Annotated in this window: 15 protein-coding genes; 8 read left to right on the top strand and 7 right to left on the bottom strand. The window is 73.1% G+C overall.

The window, feature by feature from the left end:
* Positions 1–271: 271 nt before the first annotated feature.
* A complete protein-coding gene (locus ACWGJO_RS13075; RefSeq protein WP_452183495.1) occupies positions 272–1,087 on the bottom strand; it encodes an exodeoxyribonuclease III in 816 nt (271 codons plus the stop codon).
* A gap of 365 nt (positions 1,088–1,452) precedes the next feature.
* On the opposite strand from ACWGJO_RS13075, the gene ACWGJO_RS13070 reads away from it, so the two are divergent.
* Together ACWGJO_RS13070 and ACWGJO_RS13065 are read left to right on the top strand one after the other, a co-directional pair.
* A complete protein-coding gene (locus tag ACWGJO_RS13070; RefSeq protein ID WP_359899721.1) occupies positions 1,453–2,226 on the top strand; it encodes a GntR family transcriptional regulator in 774 nt (257 codons plus the stop codon).
* 118 nt (positions 2,227–2,344) lie between these two features.
* Positions 2,345–2,524, top strand: a complete 180-nt coding sequence (locus ACWGJO_RS13065) for a hypothetical protein (RefSeq protein ID WP_452183494.1) — start codon at positions 2,345–2,347, stop codon at positions 2,522–2,524.
* 76 nt (positions 2,525–2,600) lie between these two features.
* On the opposite strand, the gene ACWGJO_RS13060 is transcribed toward ACWGJO_RS13065, so the two are convergent.
* The 3 genes from ACWGJO_RS13060 to ACWGJO_RS13050 form a co-directional block, all read right to left on the bottom strand.
* On the bottom strand, positions 2,601–3,764 hold the full coding sequence (locus tag ACWGJO_RS13060; protein WP_452183493.1) for an ROK family protein: 1,164 nt from the start codon (positions 3,762–3,764) through the stop codon (positions 2,601–2,603).
* Between the two features lie 247 nt (positions 3,765–4,011).
* The gene (locus ACWGJO_RS13055) at positions 4,012–4,380 is read right to left on the bottom strand and encodes a hypothetical protein (RefSeq protein ID WP_452183492.1); all 369 of its coding nucleotides are present in this window, start codon (positions 4,378–4,380) and stop codon (positions 4,012–4,014) included.
* Positions 4,381–4,418: 38 nt separating this feature from the next.
* The gene (locus ACWGJO_RS13050; RefSeq protein ID WP_452183491.1) at positions 4,419–6,077 is read right to left on the bottom strand and encodes a hypothetical protein; all 1,659 of its coding nucleotides are present in this window, start codon (positions 6,075–6,077) and stop codon (positions 4,419–4,421) included.
* Between the two features lie 283 nt (positions 6,078–6,360).
* Here ACWGJO_RS13050 and paaK point away from each other — a divergent pair, with 283 nt between their 5' ends.
* Complete coding sequence (gene paaK / locus ACWGJO_RS13045) at positions 6,361–7,695, top strand: phenylacetate--CoA ligase PaaK (protein WP_452183490.1); 1,335 nt, start codon at positions 6,361–6,363, stop codon at positions 7,693–7,695.
* 59 nt (positions 7,696–7,754) lie between these two features.
* Positions 7,755–8,426 (top strand): class I SAM-dependent methyltransferase, encoded by a 672-nt coding sequence (locus ACWGJO_RS13040; RefSeq protein WP_452183489.1) that lies wholly within the window; start codon positions 7,755–7,757, stop codon positions 8,424–8,426.
* A gap of 363 nt (positions 8,427–8,789) precedes the next feature.
* On the opposite strand, the gene ACWGJO_RS13035 is transcribed toward ACWGJO_RS13040, so the two are convergent.
* Entirely contained in the window at positions 8,790–10,244 is a 1,455-nt protein-coding gene (locus ACWGJO_RS13035; protein WP_452183488.1) for an aminopeptidase P family protein, read from the bottom strand.
* Between the two features lie 112 nt (positions 10,245–10,356).
* Here ACWGJO_RS13035 and ACWGJO_RS13030 point away from each other — a divergent pair, with 112 nt between their 5' ends.
* Together ACWGJO_RS13030 and ACWGJO_RS13025 are read left to right on the top strand one after the other, a co-directional pair.
* Positions 10,357–10,974, top strand: coding sequence for a helix-turn-helix domain-containing protein (locus tag ACWGJO_RS13030; protein ID WP_452183487.1), 618 nt, complete (start codon positions 10,357–10,359; stop codon positions 10,972–10,974).
* A gap of 79 nt (positions 10,975–11,053) precedes the next feature.
* Entirely contained in the window at positions 11,054–11,692 is a 639-nt protein-coding gene (locus ACWGJO_RS13025) for a hypothetical protein (protein ID WP_452183486.1), read from the top strand.
* Between the two features lie 192 nt (positions 11,693–11,884).
* Here the strand turns inward: ACWGJO_RS13025 and ACWGJO_RS13020 are convergent, their stop codons facing one another.
* Positions 11,885–12,457 (bottom strand): hypothetical protein, encoded by a 573-nt coding sequence (locus ACWGJO_RS13020; protein ID WP_452183485.1) that lies wholly within the window; start codon positions 12,455–12,457, stop codon positions 11,885–11,887.
* Positions 12,458–12,830: 373 nt separating this feature from the next.
* Between ACWGJO_RS13020 and ACWGJO_RS13015 the strand changes: the two genes are divergently transcribed.
* A complete protein-coding gene (locus tag ACWGJO_RS13015) occupies positions 12,831–13,229 on the top strand; it encodes a hypothetical protein (RefSeq protein WP_387686966.1) in 399 nt (132 codons plus the stop codon).
* Between the two features lie 55 nt (positions 13,230–13,284).
* On the opposite strand, the gene ACWGJO_RS13010 is transcribed toward ACWGJO_RS13015, so the two are convergent.
* The gene (locus ACWGJO_RS13010; protein ID WP_452183484.1) at positions 13,285–13,542 is read right to left on the bottom strand and encodes a hypothetical protein; all 258 of its coding nucleotides are present in this window, start codon (positions 13,540–13,542) and stop codon (positions 13,285–13,287) included.
* Between the two features lie 131 nt (positions 13,543–13,673).
* On the opposite strand from ACWGJO_RS13010, the gene ACWGJO_RS13005 reads away from it, so the two are divergent.
* Positions 13,674–14,270, top strand: coding sequence for a TetR family transcriptional regulator (locus tag ACWGJO_RS13005; protein ID WP_452183483.1), 597 nt, complete (start codon positions 13,674–13,676; stop codon positions 14,268–14,270).
* Positions 14,271–14,408: the final 138 nt, after the last annotated feature.

Below are 14,408 nucleotides of genomic sequence, written 5' to 3'. Positions count from 1 at the left end.
GTGGCGAGTTGCCCAGTCAGCTCGCGGCTCGGCAGGCCACCCCGAAGAGGGGGAAGCCGTAACCCCGATGGGTCGACGGTCTCCCCGTGAACGCCGGCTGCTCCCTCCTGGCTTTTACAAAACGAGTCGTTCCCCGGAGGGTCGGCTGACTCTCACTCAGAAGAACGGATCGCCGCCAGCCCAGTTGCAGGCAAGTGGCACCCTCGGCCGATGCTCTGGATGAGCAGCGCGACGGCCTCGCGGCAGCCGGAGTGGGTTTCCCGATCTTCCATCAGTGCTGCGGGAGTTGGGTGAGGTCGAAGACGGCTGTCACCGGTGCGTGGTCGCTCCAGCGCTCCGCGTGGGAGGCTGCGCGCTCGACGTATGCCTTGACACAGGTGTCCGCAAGTTTCTGACTGGCCATCAGATAGTCGATCCTCCAGCCGGAGTCGTTGTCGAAGGCGCGGCCGCGGTAGGACCACCAGGAGTAGGGGCCGGTGCGGTCGGGGTGGAGGGCGCGGACGACGTCGACGTAGCCGGCCTCGTCGTAGACGCGGGAGAGCCAGGCGCGCTCTTCGGGGAGGAAGCCGGCGGACTTCTGGTTGGCCTTCCAGTTCTTGAGGTCCTCGGGCCGGTGGGCGATGTTCCAGTCGCCGCAGACGACGACCTCGCGGCCGTCGGCGGCGGCGCGGGTGCGCAGGGCGGTGAGGTGGACGAGGAATTCCGCCATGAAGCGTTCCTTCTCGTCCTGGCGTTCGGTGCCGACTTCGCCGGAGGGGAGGTAGAGGCTGGCGACGGTCAGGCCGGGGAGGTCGATTTCGACGTACCGGCCCGAATCGTCGAATTCCTCGGAGCCGAATCCGATCACCGTGCGCTGCGGCTTCTCGCGGGAGAGGATGGCGACGCCGGCCCGGCCCTTGGTGGCGGCCGGGGCCCAGACCGCGTGCCAGCCGTCGAGGTCGCGCAGTTCGGCGGGCAGCTGCTCGGGTTCGGAGCGCACCTCCTGCAGGCAGACCACGTCGGCCTCGGTGCCGGCCAGCCATTCGACGAAGCCCTTCCTGGCCGCTGCCCGGATTCCGTTCACGTTCACACTCGTCACCACGATCACCCGGGCAGCCTACCGACTGGTCGTCCCCGTCCCGAATCGTGACGCGCGGGGCCGATGGCCGGTGCGGCCGGCCTCCGCGGAATGCGGACTCCGGGATTCCGGCGGAGGCGGATACGGAGGTGGATGGTGACAGTGACTGACAGGACCTGTCGTGAACGCGGCATGAAGATGTGCGGCGGTCCCATCGAGCCGCGCCATTGGTCTTGACCATCTTCGGACGGAGCGCCTAGGGTCACTTACTGCAAGGACCTTTAATAAAGAAGGACGGATAAAGGCCCGCTCTCCCACCTGCCGCAACTGCGGACGGTGGGCCCGGGATCCGCCCTCCTTGTCTCAGGGCGGACAGCATCAGGGTGGAGGACGCGGTGGGGACGACAGGACAGCTTTCTGCGGTGCCGGAGCCGAAGTACTGGCACTTGCGCACGGTGCTGCTGCGGGCTATCGACTCGGAGTTCTCCATCGGTCAGGTGCTGCCCAACGAGCGCGAGCTCTCGGCCCGCTTCGGCGTCGCCCGGGCCACGCTGCGGCAGGCGCTCGACCAGCTGGAGCTGGAGGGCCGTCTGGTGCGCCGCCGGGGGATCGGCACCCTGATCGCCGCCCCGCGGGTCGGCGTTCCGGTCAACCGGCAGGAGGAGGGCTGGCCCGGCGCCGCGCGCAGCCAGTCCTGGCGGACGCTCGACTGCACCACCGCCCCCGCCTCCGCGCAGCTGGCCAAGGGCCTGGGCATCGCCGAGGGCGCCACCGTGCACACCGTGCGCCGGGTCCGCCTGGTGGAGGGCCGCGCGGTGGCCACCGAGGCGCTGCACGTTCCGGCCGCCGCCCTGCCGCACCTGCCCGGCTTCCGCGCCGAGAGCGACCGCGCCCGTTCGGTGCTGCGCCAGCTGGAGCGCCTGGAGGTGGACGGCGAGTCCCGCTCGGTCGAGCTGGGTGTCGCCGAGGCCGAGCAGGCCGCCCTCCTGGAGCGCCCGCCCGGTGCCCCGGTCCTGGTCATGACCACCCAGTACGCCGCGGCCGGCCGGCTGGTGGCGCTGGGCGTCGCCACCTACCGGGCGGACACCTGCAAGCTGACCTTCGGTGAGGCCGGACTCGTCGAGGTCACCCCGGTCGGTGCGACGGCCGAGGTCCGCACCGCCTCCTGAACCATCTTCCGACCCTCAGGTCGAGGCCCGGACGCCAACTGGCGTCCGGGCCTTTGCCGTTGGCCGGCGTAGCATCGGAGGCTCCGGCAGTGCGGAGGGGGAGGGCGGCAGCGGGGGCATGGGCGACCAGGGCTTCCTCGCCCGGCTCGACGGGCGGCGCGGGCTGGTGTGGGTGCTGACGTCGACCGAGGGCAACCCGTTCCTCCGGGTGTCCGTCGACCGGCCGCCGGCGTACTTCGTCAACGACTGGGGCACCGTCCTCACCCTCGACCTGACCGACCCGGACTACGCGCCGTGACGGCGGAGTGGTTCAGATGACAGCCCGGCCCCCTGGCCCCCTGGCCCCCCGGGCCGGCCCCGCACCGCGGCCGACGTCAGGCCCGGGGCGGGTCCACCGCGAAGAGCTGCTCCTCGACGTGGTCCAGGGCGACGCGCAGGGCGCCCATCGCCACCACCTCCGAGCCGAGCGCCGCGAGGGCGACCTCCGGGGCGCGCAGGGTGAACTGGGACAGGCGTTCGCGCAGCGGGTCCAGGACCCCGTCGAGGCCGGCCGCCCAGCCGCCGATCACCACCAGCTGCGGATCGATGGCGAGGACCAGCGCGGCGACGCCCTGGACGAGGCGGGTGAGGAAGCGGTCCATGGCGACCTTGGCGACCTCGTCGCCCTCCCGGGCCAGCCGCAGCACGCGGGCCACGGCGGCCTCGTCCAGCGGGTTGAGGGGCTTTCCGGTGGTGGACAGCAGCCGCTCGGGGGTGACCTCCTGGCCGAGCAGGTGCAGGGCGCCGATCTCGCCGGCCGCGCCGCCGAACCCGCGGTGCAGCCTGCCGCCGATGAGGGAGCCGGCGCCGGGGCTGAGCCCGGCCATCACGAAGACGACATCGTCGGCGCCGACCGCCGCCCCCTGCCAGTGCTCGGCGATGGCGGCCAGGTTGGCGTCGTTCTCGATCAGGACGGGGCAGCGGAAGGAGCGCCGCAGCCGGGCCCCGAGGTCGAGCCCGGTCCAGCCGGGCATCGCGGTGCCCAGCTGGACGGTGCCCTCGCGGTCCACGATGCCGGGGGTGCCGATGCCGACCGACCACAGGTTGTCCCGGGAGATGCCGGCCTTGCGCAGCACCTCGGCGACGGCGGTGCGGACGGCGGCGAGCCGGTCCTCGGCGTCGAGGGTCTCGTCGACCGGCTTGAAGTGACTGCCCACCACGTCGCCGGTGAGATCGGCCAGGATGACCCGGATGTCGTGCACGCCGATCTCGATGCCGAGGATGTGCCCGGCCTCGGCACGGAAGCGGAACCAGCGGGCCGGGCGGCCGCGGCGGCCGGGGCCCGGCTGGCCCTCCTCCCGCGGCTGCTCGACCTCGGCGACCAGCCCGGTCTCGACCAGACCCTCGATCACGCCCTCGACGGTCGGGCGCGAGAGTCCGGTCTCGCCGACGAGCTGAGTGAGGGTCACGGAGTGGCCGTTGCGCAGCGCCCGGAGCGTGACCGCCGCGTTGATCCGCCGCAGCAGCGAGGAGTCTCCTCCGGTGAGCCGATCCGCCAATGCGATGCCCTTCGCCGTTCGCGCGACTGCCCTGGCGCGCGGTGTCGAGTGCGCGGTGCCCACCTAGTGGCCCGCGGGGGTGCAACCCCCGGAGAACGCGGCACGGCGGCAGGGGGCCGCCTGCGCGAGGGCCGGAGGACATGCGGAGCCTACCCGGGGACGGAGCCGGGCGGCGAGGATCCTCGCAGCTCATCCAGGCTTCGGTATCGAAATGGTACGGATCGGGTGGCGGTGCGTGATCCGGGCTTCACCGCTCGGCCACGGTGGGCGGGTGGGCGAGCCGCCGGGACAGCACCGACGGGAGGGAACGCTCCGACAGCAGCGAGCCGAGGCCGCGCCGGGAGCCGGCCGACAGGACACCGAGGGTGGACCAGGCCGAGCCGATCGAGCCGAGGGAGAGGACGGATCCGATCGAGCCGACGGACAGCACGGACCCGATCGAGCCGATGGACAGCACCGAGCCGATCGAGCCGAGGGAGAGGACGGATCCGATCGAGCCGGTCGACAGCACCGACCCGATCGAGCCGATCGACCGGACGGACACGATGGAGCCGATCGAGCGGAGGGAGCCGATGGACCCGCGGGCGGGTCGGGCCGGAGGCGCGGAAGTGGTCATGACTCTTGAGAGTAGCCAGCCGCACCCCCGGGCGTCCGTCAGTCCACCCGGGCCGCGAACAGTCGCTGCCCCAGCAGTGCCATCGGGTGCTCGTCCTCCGGCAGGGTCAGCACGGTCGGGCAGCCTGCGGCGGTCAGTGCGGCCCGCCAGTGCTCCGCCGGGCGGGCGGTGGGGCCGTGCGCGTCGCCGGTGATCAGCAGGTCGAGCTGTTCGGCGGTGGGCGCGAGCAGCAGCAGCCGGCCGCCGGGGGAGAGCAGCTGGACCAGGGCCGTCACGTCCTGCTCCGGTTCTCCGGCCACGGTGGCGGCCGCGGTCGAGGCCGGAGCCGCAGCCGCAGCCGCAGCCGCAGCAAAAGCCGAAGCCGGAGCCGTAGCCGGAGCAAAGGCCGGAGCCGGAGCCGCTGTCACCGTGGCGACGACGACGTCGTAGCGCCCGCCGTCGGGAACGGAGTGGTGCTCGACGGCGTGCCGGGGTCGAGTGGTGGCGGCGAGGGCGCGGGCGACGGCGGGCTCGCCGCCCTCGGGGTCGAGTTCGAGCACGCGCAGCGGCCCGGGCCCCTGGTGGGCCTCGGCGGTGCCGCGCACCAGCGTGCCGAGGGCGGCGCCGAGGTAGCCGCGGGCGGCGGCCCGGCGGACCGGGGTGGCGGCCGGCCGGGGGGCCTCCTGGCCGGTGATCACCCGGGGCAGCCGCAGGGCGTCGCGCCGGACCCGGGTGAGGGCGGCGGCCGGGCCGAGCCCGTCGGCCCAGGTCTCGACGGCCGGTCGCCAGGTGTCGCGGACCTCGGCGGCGGCCGGGCCGGGGCGGCCGCGGAAGACCGGGCCCTGGGCGCCGCCGTCCTGGCGGGTGATCAGGCCGTGCCGGGCGAGCGCGTCCAGCCAGCGGGCGACGCGGGGGCGCTGGGCGGGGGTGACCATGGCCGCGGCGAGCACCTCGGCCTCGGGGTGGCCGCGGGCGGGGTCGGTGAGTACGCCGCTCTGCTGGAGGGTGTGCAGCAGGGCGGCGAGTACGGCCCGGTCGAGCTGGGCGCCGAAGTCGCGGACCTGGGCGGCGGTGATGCCGATGCTGTGCTTCCAGGCGGCGGCGGTGGCGTTCTCGGTGTCGGCGCGCAGCCGGCGGTCGGCGGCCTCGGCGTTGCTGTCGGGGGCGCGGACGTGGGCGAGGACGGCCCCGAGGGCGTCGACGGCGGTGTAGACGTCCTCCTGTCGGGGTTCGGGGCCGACGTGCAGGACCAGGCGCAGCGCGCCGAGGTCGTGGGCGGTGAGGTCGGGTTGCCGGCTGAGGTGCCAGAGCAGGGCGGAGGGAAGGCTGAGGTGGGTGGTCCGGGCGGCGGCGACGGCCCGGAGCTGCTGTTCGGGCCGCTGGTCGGGGTCGCCGCAGTGGACGGTGCCGCCGGCCAGGAGGGTGGCGAGGGCGAGGTCGACGGCGAGGTCGCTCACGGGGTGGAGCACGGTGTGCCGGATCGGGGGCGTGCCGAGGACGCCGGCCCAGTAGCGCAGCCGCTGTTCGGCGGCCCGGGCGGCGGAGGGCGGGAGTGCGGCGTGCTCGGCGACGCGCCGGGCGAGGGCGCGGGGCAGGCCGCCCGGTGGGGAGACGCCGAGCAGCAGGCCGATGCCGCTGATCGCGCGCCCGTCGGCGACGACGGCGGGTCGGTCGCCGAGTTCGCGCAGCGCGCTGACCAGGGCGGGAGTCGTGGGCACGGTGATCACTCCGGGGTGCGGGGCGGAAACCGCACTACTGAACCATGGGGGCGGGGTGGTGAAGGCCGGTGGCAAGTCAAACTTCTGTAATGATTTTCATATCGGACAGCCAAGCTGTCGAGGTGAAGTCACCTCGAAGTGGTCGGAACTTCACATTCCGGAAGCCTCGTGCGATCCCTTGACAGGTGGTTCGGGTACTGGATCAATGGAGCGAACAGGGCTGACCGAACGATCGGTCGGTGCCCCTGGCGGGGCAACCCGGCCGAGCAGCGAAGGAGCGACGATGACCGGCACCGCACCCGTCCCGCACCGACACCTCGGGGAGCCGATCCCGCCGGAGCTCCTGGACGCCGGTGAGCGGATGACCCCGGACGAGCTGCGCGCCCACCAGCTCACCCGGCTGCGGGCCACCCTGCGGCACGCGTACGACAACGTCGAGCTGTACCGCCGCAAGTTCGACGCCGCCGGGGTCCGACCCGAGGACTGCCGCACCCTGGACGACCTCGCCCGCTTCCCCTTCACCACCAAGGCCGACCTGCGCGAGGGCTATCCCTTCGGCATGTTCGCCGTCCCGATGGAGCAGGTCCGCCGGATCCACGCCTCCAGCGGCACCACCGGGCTGCCGACCGTGGTCGGCTACACCGACAACGACCTCTCCATGTGGGCCGACGTGGTCGCCCGCTCGATCCGCGCGGCCGGCGGCCGGCCCGGCGACAAGGTGCACATCGCCTACGGATACGGGCTGTTCACCGGAGGCCTCGGCGCCCACTACGGCGCCGAGCGGGCCGGCTGCACCGTCATCCCGGCCTCCGGCGGCATGACGGCCCGCCAGGTGCGGCTGATCCTGGACTTCGAACCCGAGATCATCATGGTCACCCCGTCCTACCTGCTGACCCTCCTGGACGAGTTCGAGAAGCAGGGCGTCGACCCGCGCGGCACCTCGCTGCGGGTCGGCATCTTCGGGGCCGAGCCCTGGACGGAGGAGATGCGGCGCGAGATCGAGGAGCGGCTCGACCTGCACGCCGTCGACATCTACGGCCTCTCCGAGGTGGTCGGCCCCGGCATCGCCCAGGAGTGCGTGGAGACCAAGGACGGGCTGCACATCTGGGAGGACCACTTCTACCCGGAGGTCGTCGACCCGTTCACCGACGAGGTGCTGCCGGAGGGGGAGGGCGGCGAACTGGTCTTCACCTCGCTCACCAAGGAGGCCCTGCCGATCATCCGCTACCGCACCCGCGACCTCAGCCGGCTGCTGCCCGGCACCGCGCGGCCGGCCTTCCGCCGGATGGAGAAGGTCACCGGGCGCAGCGACGACATGATCATCCTGCGCGGGGTGAACGTCTTCCCGACCCAGATCGAGGAGATCCTGCTGCGCACCCCGGGCGTCGCGCCGCACTTCCAGCTGCGGCTCGGCCGGCAGGGGCGGCTGGACCACATGACCGTCCGGGTCGAGGCCCGGCCGGAGGCCTCCGCCGAACAGCGGGCGGCGGCGCGGGCGGCGATCGTCCGGGCGGTGAAGGACGGGGTGGGGATCACCGTGGCGGCCGAGGTGGTGGACCCGTACACGCTGGAGCGCTCGGTCGGGAAGATCAAGCGGGTGGTGGACGAGCGCGGGTGAACCCGGCCGGGGCGGGCGGGCGTGCGCGGGCACCCCGCGCGGGCTCTATGCTGCGGGGCATGCCGAGTGAGCTGCGCACTCTTCAGCCTGCCGAGGACCTCGCCTTCGTCCGGCGGGAGACCGAGCTGAAGCCCGTCCCCTTCGTGCCCGAGATCGGCCTGCACATGGCCGAGGATGCCATCGCCCTGTGGGAGACCACCGAGCGGGCGCGCGGGGAGGACGGGCTGCCGCCGCCGTTCTGGGCCTTCGCCTGGGCGGGCGGGGTGGCGGTCGCCCGCTACGTGCTGGACCACCCCGAACTGGTCGCCGGCCGTACGGTGTTGGACGTCGCGGCCGGCTCCGGGCTGGTCGGGGTGGCGGCCGCGCTGCGCGGGGCCACGGACGTGCGCGCCGCCGAGATCGACGCCTACGCGGTGGCCGCGATCGGCCTGAACGCCGAGGCCAACGGGGTGCGGGTGGACGGCGCCCTGGTGGACCTGGTGGACGGCGACGGCGGTCCCGCCGAGGTGGTGCTCGCGGGCGACGTCTTCTACGAACGGGCCATGGCCGCCCGCTTCCTGCCCTTCCTGGAGCGGGCCGCGGCGCGCGGCGCGACCGTGGTCGTCGGCGACCCGGGCCGGGCCTACCTGCCCCGCGAGCGGTTCACCGCGGTGGCGGCCTACCAGGTGCCGGTGGTCGCGGACCTGGAGGACACCGCGGTCAAGACCACGACGGTGTGGCGGCTCGGCTGACGGTCGAGGGTGTGGCGGCAGGGGCGCCGTCCGGACGGCTGCCGAGCGCTGGCGGCCGGTTCCGGGGCATGGTCGGCTGGGGGCGATGCGTGTGCGAACGGCGTCGTTCGGCGTCCTTCGGCACCGTTCCGGCGCACCGCCGGACCCGCTCACCCGACGGGCTTCTTCCGGCTCTGCTTCACCAGCCGGATGCCCGAGGACGTCGAGGCCGCGGTACGGCGGATCGCCGAGGCGCTGGCGCAGCTGAAGTAGCCGAAGCAGCTGAAGCAGCCGAAGCCGTGCGGTGAGCGGCACCGGGCGTGCCCCGGTGCCGCTTTCGCCGTTGAGCCGTCCAGCCGTCCAGCCGTCCAGCCGTCCAGCCGCTCAGCCGCGCAGGCGGGCCAGCCAGGCCTCGACCTCGTCGGAGCGGCGCGGGAGGCCGGCGGAGAGGTTCTCGTTGCCGTCCTCGGTGACGAGGATGTCGTCCTCGATCCGCACTCCGATGCCCCGGTACTCCTCCGGCACCGTCAGGTCGTTCTCCTGGAAGTAGATGCCCGGCTCGACGGTGAGCACCATGCCCGCCACGAGCGGGCCGTCGACGTGCTCCTCGGTGCGGGAGTGGGCGCAGTCGTGGACGTCGATGCCCAGCATGTGCCCGGTGCCGGCCAGGGTGAAGCGGCGGTGCAGGCCCAGCTCGTACACCTTGTCCGCGCTCAGGTCGCCGAACAGGCCCCAGGAGGTGAGGTGTTCGGCGAGCTCGCGCTGGGCGGCACGGTGGAAGTCGCGGAACTGCCCGCCCGGGCGCACGGCCACGATGCCGGCCTCCTGGGCCGCGTACACGGCGTCGTAGACCTTGCGCTGCAGCTCGGTGAAGCGGCCGCTGACCGGGAGGGTGCGGGTGACGTCGGCGGTGTAGAGGTGGTTGGTCTCCACGCCCGCGTCGAGCAGCAGTAGGTCGCCGGGCCGGGCGTGCCCGCTGTTGCGCACCCAGTGCAGGGTGGTCGCGTGCGGGCCGGCCGCGGCGATGGTGCTGTAGCCCACGTCGTTGCCCTCGACCCGGGCCCGGACGAAGAAGGTGCCCTCGATCAGCCGCTCGGCGGTCTCGGTGTCGGTGCCGAGGACGCGCACCACGTCCTCGAAGCCGCGGGCGGTGGCGGCGCAGGCGAAGCGCAGCTCCTCGATCTCGAACGCGTCCTTGACCAGGCGCAGCCCGGACAGGAAGACCTCGAACTCCTCGTCCCGCTCGGCGACCGCCCGGTCCGTGAGGGCCTCCTCCACGCCCGCGTCGTGGCGGCGCAGCACCCGCGCCGGGCCGGTGGCGGCGCGCAGGTCCGCGCGGACGGCGCGCACGTCCCGGCAGGGCAGGCCGAACAGCCGCTCGCTCTCGGTCAGGCTGTTGCGGCGGCCGTCCCACAGCTCGCCGTGGCCGTCCAGCCAGAACTCGCCGTTGTCGACGCGGGAGCGGTCGCGCAGGTAGAGCACGGCCTCGTGGCCGACGGCGCCGGTCGGGGTGAGCACCAGGACGCCGTCCTGGGACTGGTCGCCGGTCAGGTAGGCGTAGTCGGAGGAGGGGCGGAACGGGTAGTCGGTGTCGTTGGCCCGGACCTTGGGGTTGCCGGCCGGGACCACCAGCAGCTCGCCGGGGAAGGCGGCGGACAGCTCCGCGCGTCGGCGGGCGGTGTGCGCGGCCTGGGGGACGGGCTCCAGGGCGGTGCGCTCGGTGTCGGCCCAGCCCTGCGTCATGCTCTCCGCGAGCTCGTCCGTGACCCCGCGGGTCAGGCCGTTCTTCCGGTACTTGATGGGCTCGGCGGGCTCGGTGGTCTCGGCGGGCTCGGTCACTGAGGTCTCCTGGTGAGGGTGAGGGAAGCGCGGTGCTTCGCTACGCTTCCCCGTCCGTCGGTGTGCGTCCCGTACGGTATATCGAACAGTGCCGGGTGAGAAGAGGTCGAGAGTGAACGATGCCGAGGAATCCGTCCGGGGCGTCCTCGCCGCCAACCTGAAGCGGGTGCGCGCCCAGCGCGGACTGTCGCTGTCCGAGCTGTCCCGGCAGGCCGGGGTCGGGAAGGCGACGCTGTCCCAGCTGGAGTCCGGGGCCGGGAACCCGACGCTGGAGACGGTGCTCGGGCTCTCCCGGGTGCTCGGCGTGCCGATCTCCGACCTGGTCGAGGCCCGGCCTGGCGGCGAGGTCACGGTGGTGCGCGCGGCCGAGACCGAGGTGCTCAGCGGGCGGGGCGTCGACCTGCGCCCGCTGCGCCGGATCGAGTCCGGGGACGCGGTGTTCGAGCTGTACGACCAGGTGGTGCGCACCGGAGCCGCCCAGGACTCCGGGGGCCACACCGGCACCGAGCACACCGTGGTCCAGAGCGGCCGGCTGGGCGTGCGGGTCGACGGGCGCGAGATCGAACTCGGCCCCGGCGACTACATCGGCTTCGACGCGGCGCTGCCGCACGCCTACACCGCGCTGGACGGCGAACAGGTCCGCTCGGTGCTGGTGCTGCAGTACCGGGCCGAGCAGCACGGCCACCTCGCGGAACCGGTCCGGCCGGCCTCGTGGGGGCTCTGGCACTGAGCGGGCGGAACGGGCCGGCCGTGCCGCTCGAAGCCGTTCGGAATACCGAACGGTTGATCCGTCCGTCATGATGATCACCATGACGGACGCACTCACCTGGCTCGCCGAACCCCAGTCGATCGCCTACGGCGGCTACAGCGTGGTCCTGGCCCGCGGCCTGGATCCCGAGGAGCTCGTGGCCCGGATCGCCGAGGAGCTCCCGGGGTGCACCGTGCGCCCGCTCGGCGAACTCACGGCGGACGACCTGGTCGAGGAGTACGAACTCGAATTCCCCGGCGACGTCGAGGACATCGGGCTGCGCCACGGGCGCAGCGGCGACCTCGCCTTCGCGGTGGTGTACGGCTACTGGCAGGGCGAGCTGAGTGTGTCGCCGTCCGCCTCGCGCGGCGGCGCCGAGGTCTACCACCTGGAGTTCGAGGAGGAGAACGGCAAGCCGGTGCCGCCGTTCTTCCGCGGCTACCGGGACGGCCGGGAGACCTGCTTCCTCAACCTCCACCTGGATGCCGGCTGGGGCCCCGACGGCGTCCGGGGCGAGCCCGCCACCGTCGCCGCCCTGACGGCCGAACTGGCCGCCGCCGGGCTGCCCGACCACGACCGCGAGGGCGACGACCTCCACCGCACCTGCCTGGAGGTGCTCGGCCGCCACTTCGGCCTCACCCTGCCGCGTGCTCCGGTGCTGGACGGCGCCCTTCCGGCGGTCCTGCTGGAGACCGACTGACGGGGCGGCCGGGTGACCGGGCGACCGGTCGGCGCCGTTCCGCCGCGTTCCGCCGTTTTCGCCAACGGTTTGCCGGAGAACGGCGGCGGGGGCGGCCGGCCGGCCGCCCCCTGCCCCGACCCTGCTCCCCCCGGCGGCCACCGAGGAGGGGGCGCGCCGAGCGGGGTGGGGTGCGGGGGTCGGGGCCGTTGCTCAGCCGAGGGTCAGCGACCTGGAGTGGGTCCGCCAGGCCTCGTCCACCGAGACGGTCTCACCCTTGTAGCTGGGGCTCGCGTAGCCGGTGGCCTGGACGCCGGTGAACAGGTTGAACCAGCAGTTGGCGTACGGGCGCAGCGAGTACACGTGGTTGGTGAGCGGGGCGGGGATGTCGAAGGAGTAGTCGGCGCTGTTGCCGTTGTAGCAGTCGTGCGGGCCGGTGAAGGTCACGGACTCGCCCTCGAAGAAGAAGTCCTGGTAGATCGTCCCCAGGACGACCAGGTTGGAGAGGCTGCTGGAACCGTTCAGCTCCTCGGTGAACTCGGTGTCCCGGGCGGCCGCGGCGGCGGTCAACGGAGCGTCGACGACTCGCCCGCCGGTGGCGAACTTGATGGCCTCCCGGTAGCTGCCGAAGCACTTCGACTGCCCGCCCTCCGCACTCACCACGCAGTTCCGGGCCGAGCCGCCGGCCGCCGCGGGCTGGGCGACGGCGGTGGCCGCGCCGGACAGGGACAGCGAGATCGCCGCCGCCGCGAGGACGGCACCGGCGCGCTTGAAGGAGCGTGTCATCGTTGATCAACTCCTGTTTCAGGTAGGTGACTTGAAGGGCCTCCACTCTCACCGGAGGGCCTGGCGACGATTCTGTGTCAGGCGGGTGGGCGAGGAGAATCCCAGAAATCTGGGACATGTACGCGTCACCTTTCGGTGCGACGGCCCGTTCGGGTGCGGGAGCCGTCGGCGCGGACGTCGAGGTGTGCGGTCCGGAGCCCGGGCCGGGCCCCGGGGCGTCAACCGGCCGTTCGGGTATCCGCCCGGAGGCGCGAACGACGCGGGAACGGTCCGTGAATTGTTCCCCGGTCGGGTGAACTGCCCCGCCGGCCGCCGGGGCCCTGCGGGCATCATGGGCCGCGACGCGGGACGTCGCGGACCAGGGAGTCGACCGATGGGAAGGCCGATGGCGGAGTTCGGCTGCGCGAAGTGCTACGGCGAGGACGAGCGGGCCGTATGGGGCCGGCAGCGGGAGGGCTTCGAACACGAGGCAGAAGTGGTGGGCGGCTCGCGCTTCGCCGTCAACCTGCGGCGCTGCCTGGGCTGTTCGCAGCAGTTCGTGTGGATCTTCACCGAGGTCGTCGACTGGATGGGCGGGGACGACGCCCAGTACGTGACGATCATGCCGGTGACGGCCGTCGAGGCGAGCGGCCTGAGGAGCGGAACGCTGCGGCCCCAGGACCTCGGCGCCCTCGGTCGTGGCCGCCGCCACCTGAACCACGACTGGCCCACCGGCGGCCCGGCGCGGCTGCACTGGCGCTCCGGCCGCTTCCTGGTCGCCGAGGGGCGGTAGCTCCTCCGTCCGGTGCCCGGAGCGGTGCGGCGGCTGCCGCCGTTCCGGGTGCTCGCTACTTCCGTCGACCGGGGCGGTGGGTGAGCTTCCTCTCCGCCTTGAGCAGCAGCGGGAGCAGCGCGTAGACGACGACCGGGACGACGAGACCGGTCATGACCAGGGTCCGCAGCACCAGCGGCAGGCGCCCGAGGTGGGGGCCGAGCAGGGCGAAGGCGGCGGTGATGGTCGGGTAGACGGCGAGCCAGGTGAGCAGAGCCCGGCGGTGCACGGACGGGGCTGCGGGGGCCGGTGCGGCGATGCTGTCGGTGGTCAAGGCGGTTTCCTCCCGTGAGTGAGCGGCTGGAGGCTTTGGATGTCCAAAACTCCAACCCGTCGGTTGGAGTTTGGCAGGCGCGCACGCGGATGTCCAACCCTTTGGTTGGAGATTCGCGCTATGGTGATGCCATGGCCTGGGACACCGCACGCACGCAGCAACTCCTCCTCGACGCCGCCGTCGAGGAGTTCGCCGAGTTCGGCCCGGACGGTGCCCGGATCGCCCGCGTCGCCACCCGGGCGGGAGTGAACAAGGAGCGGATCTACCAGTACTTCGGCAACAAGGACCAGCTCTTCGCCGCGGTCCTGGCGTCCGAACTCGGCAAGCTGGCCGAAGCGGTGCCGCTCACCCCGGCGCCGGGGCCGGAGCTCGGCGACTACGCCGGACGCGTCTTCGACTACCACTCGGCCAACCCGCACTTCTCCCGCCTGCTGGCCTGGGAAGGGCTGCAGCGCGGCACGGAGTCCGAGGCGCTGGCGGCGGAGCCCGAACGCACCGCGCACTACGGAGAGAAGGTCGCCGTCCTCGCGGCCGCGCAGCGGGCGGGCGAGCTGGCCGACGACGTGGATCCGGGACGGCTGATGTTCGCGGTGATCGGACTGGTGAACGCGTGGTTCACGCTGCCGCAGATGGTGCGGCTGCTCCTCTCCGGCGCGACGGACCCGGCGGCGGACCGGGAGGCGCTGGTCACCCTGGTGCGCCGCCTGACGAGGCCTGCGGCGGGGTGAGTGGGCGGAGTGGGCGGAGTGGGGGGGGGGCGCGCGGCGGGGCGGGGCCCCGCACCCCCCCCCAGGACTGTAAAAAAAACAAACAACAACAACCTTAATATGGTGGATCTTCATACGCCCACGCGGGGTAGAGTGCGG

The sequence above is a fragment of the Kitasatospora sp. NPDC054795 genome, from assembly GCF_053611565.1.
The sequence above is the reverse complement of the archived record's forward strand: the minus strand, read 5'-3'. Positions and strand labels throughout refer to the sequence as shown.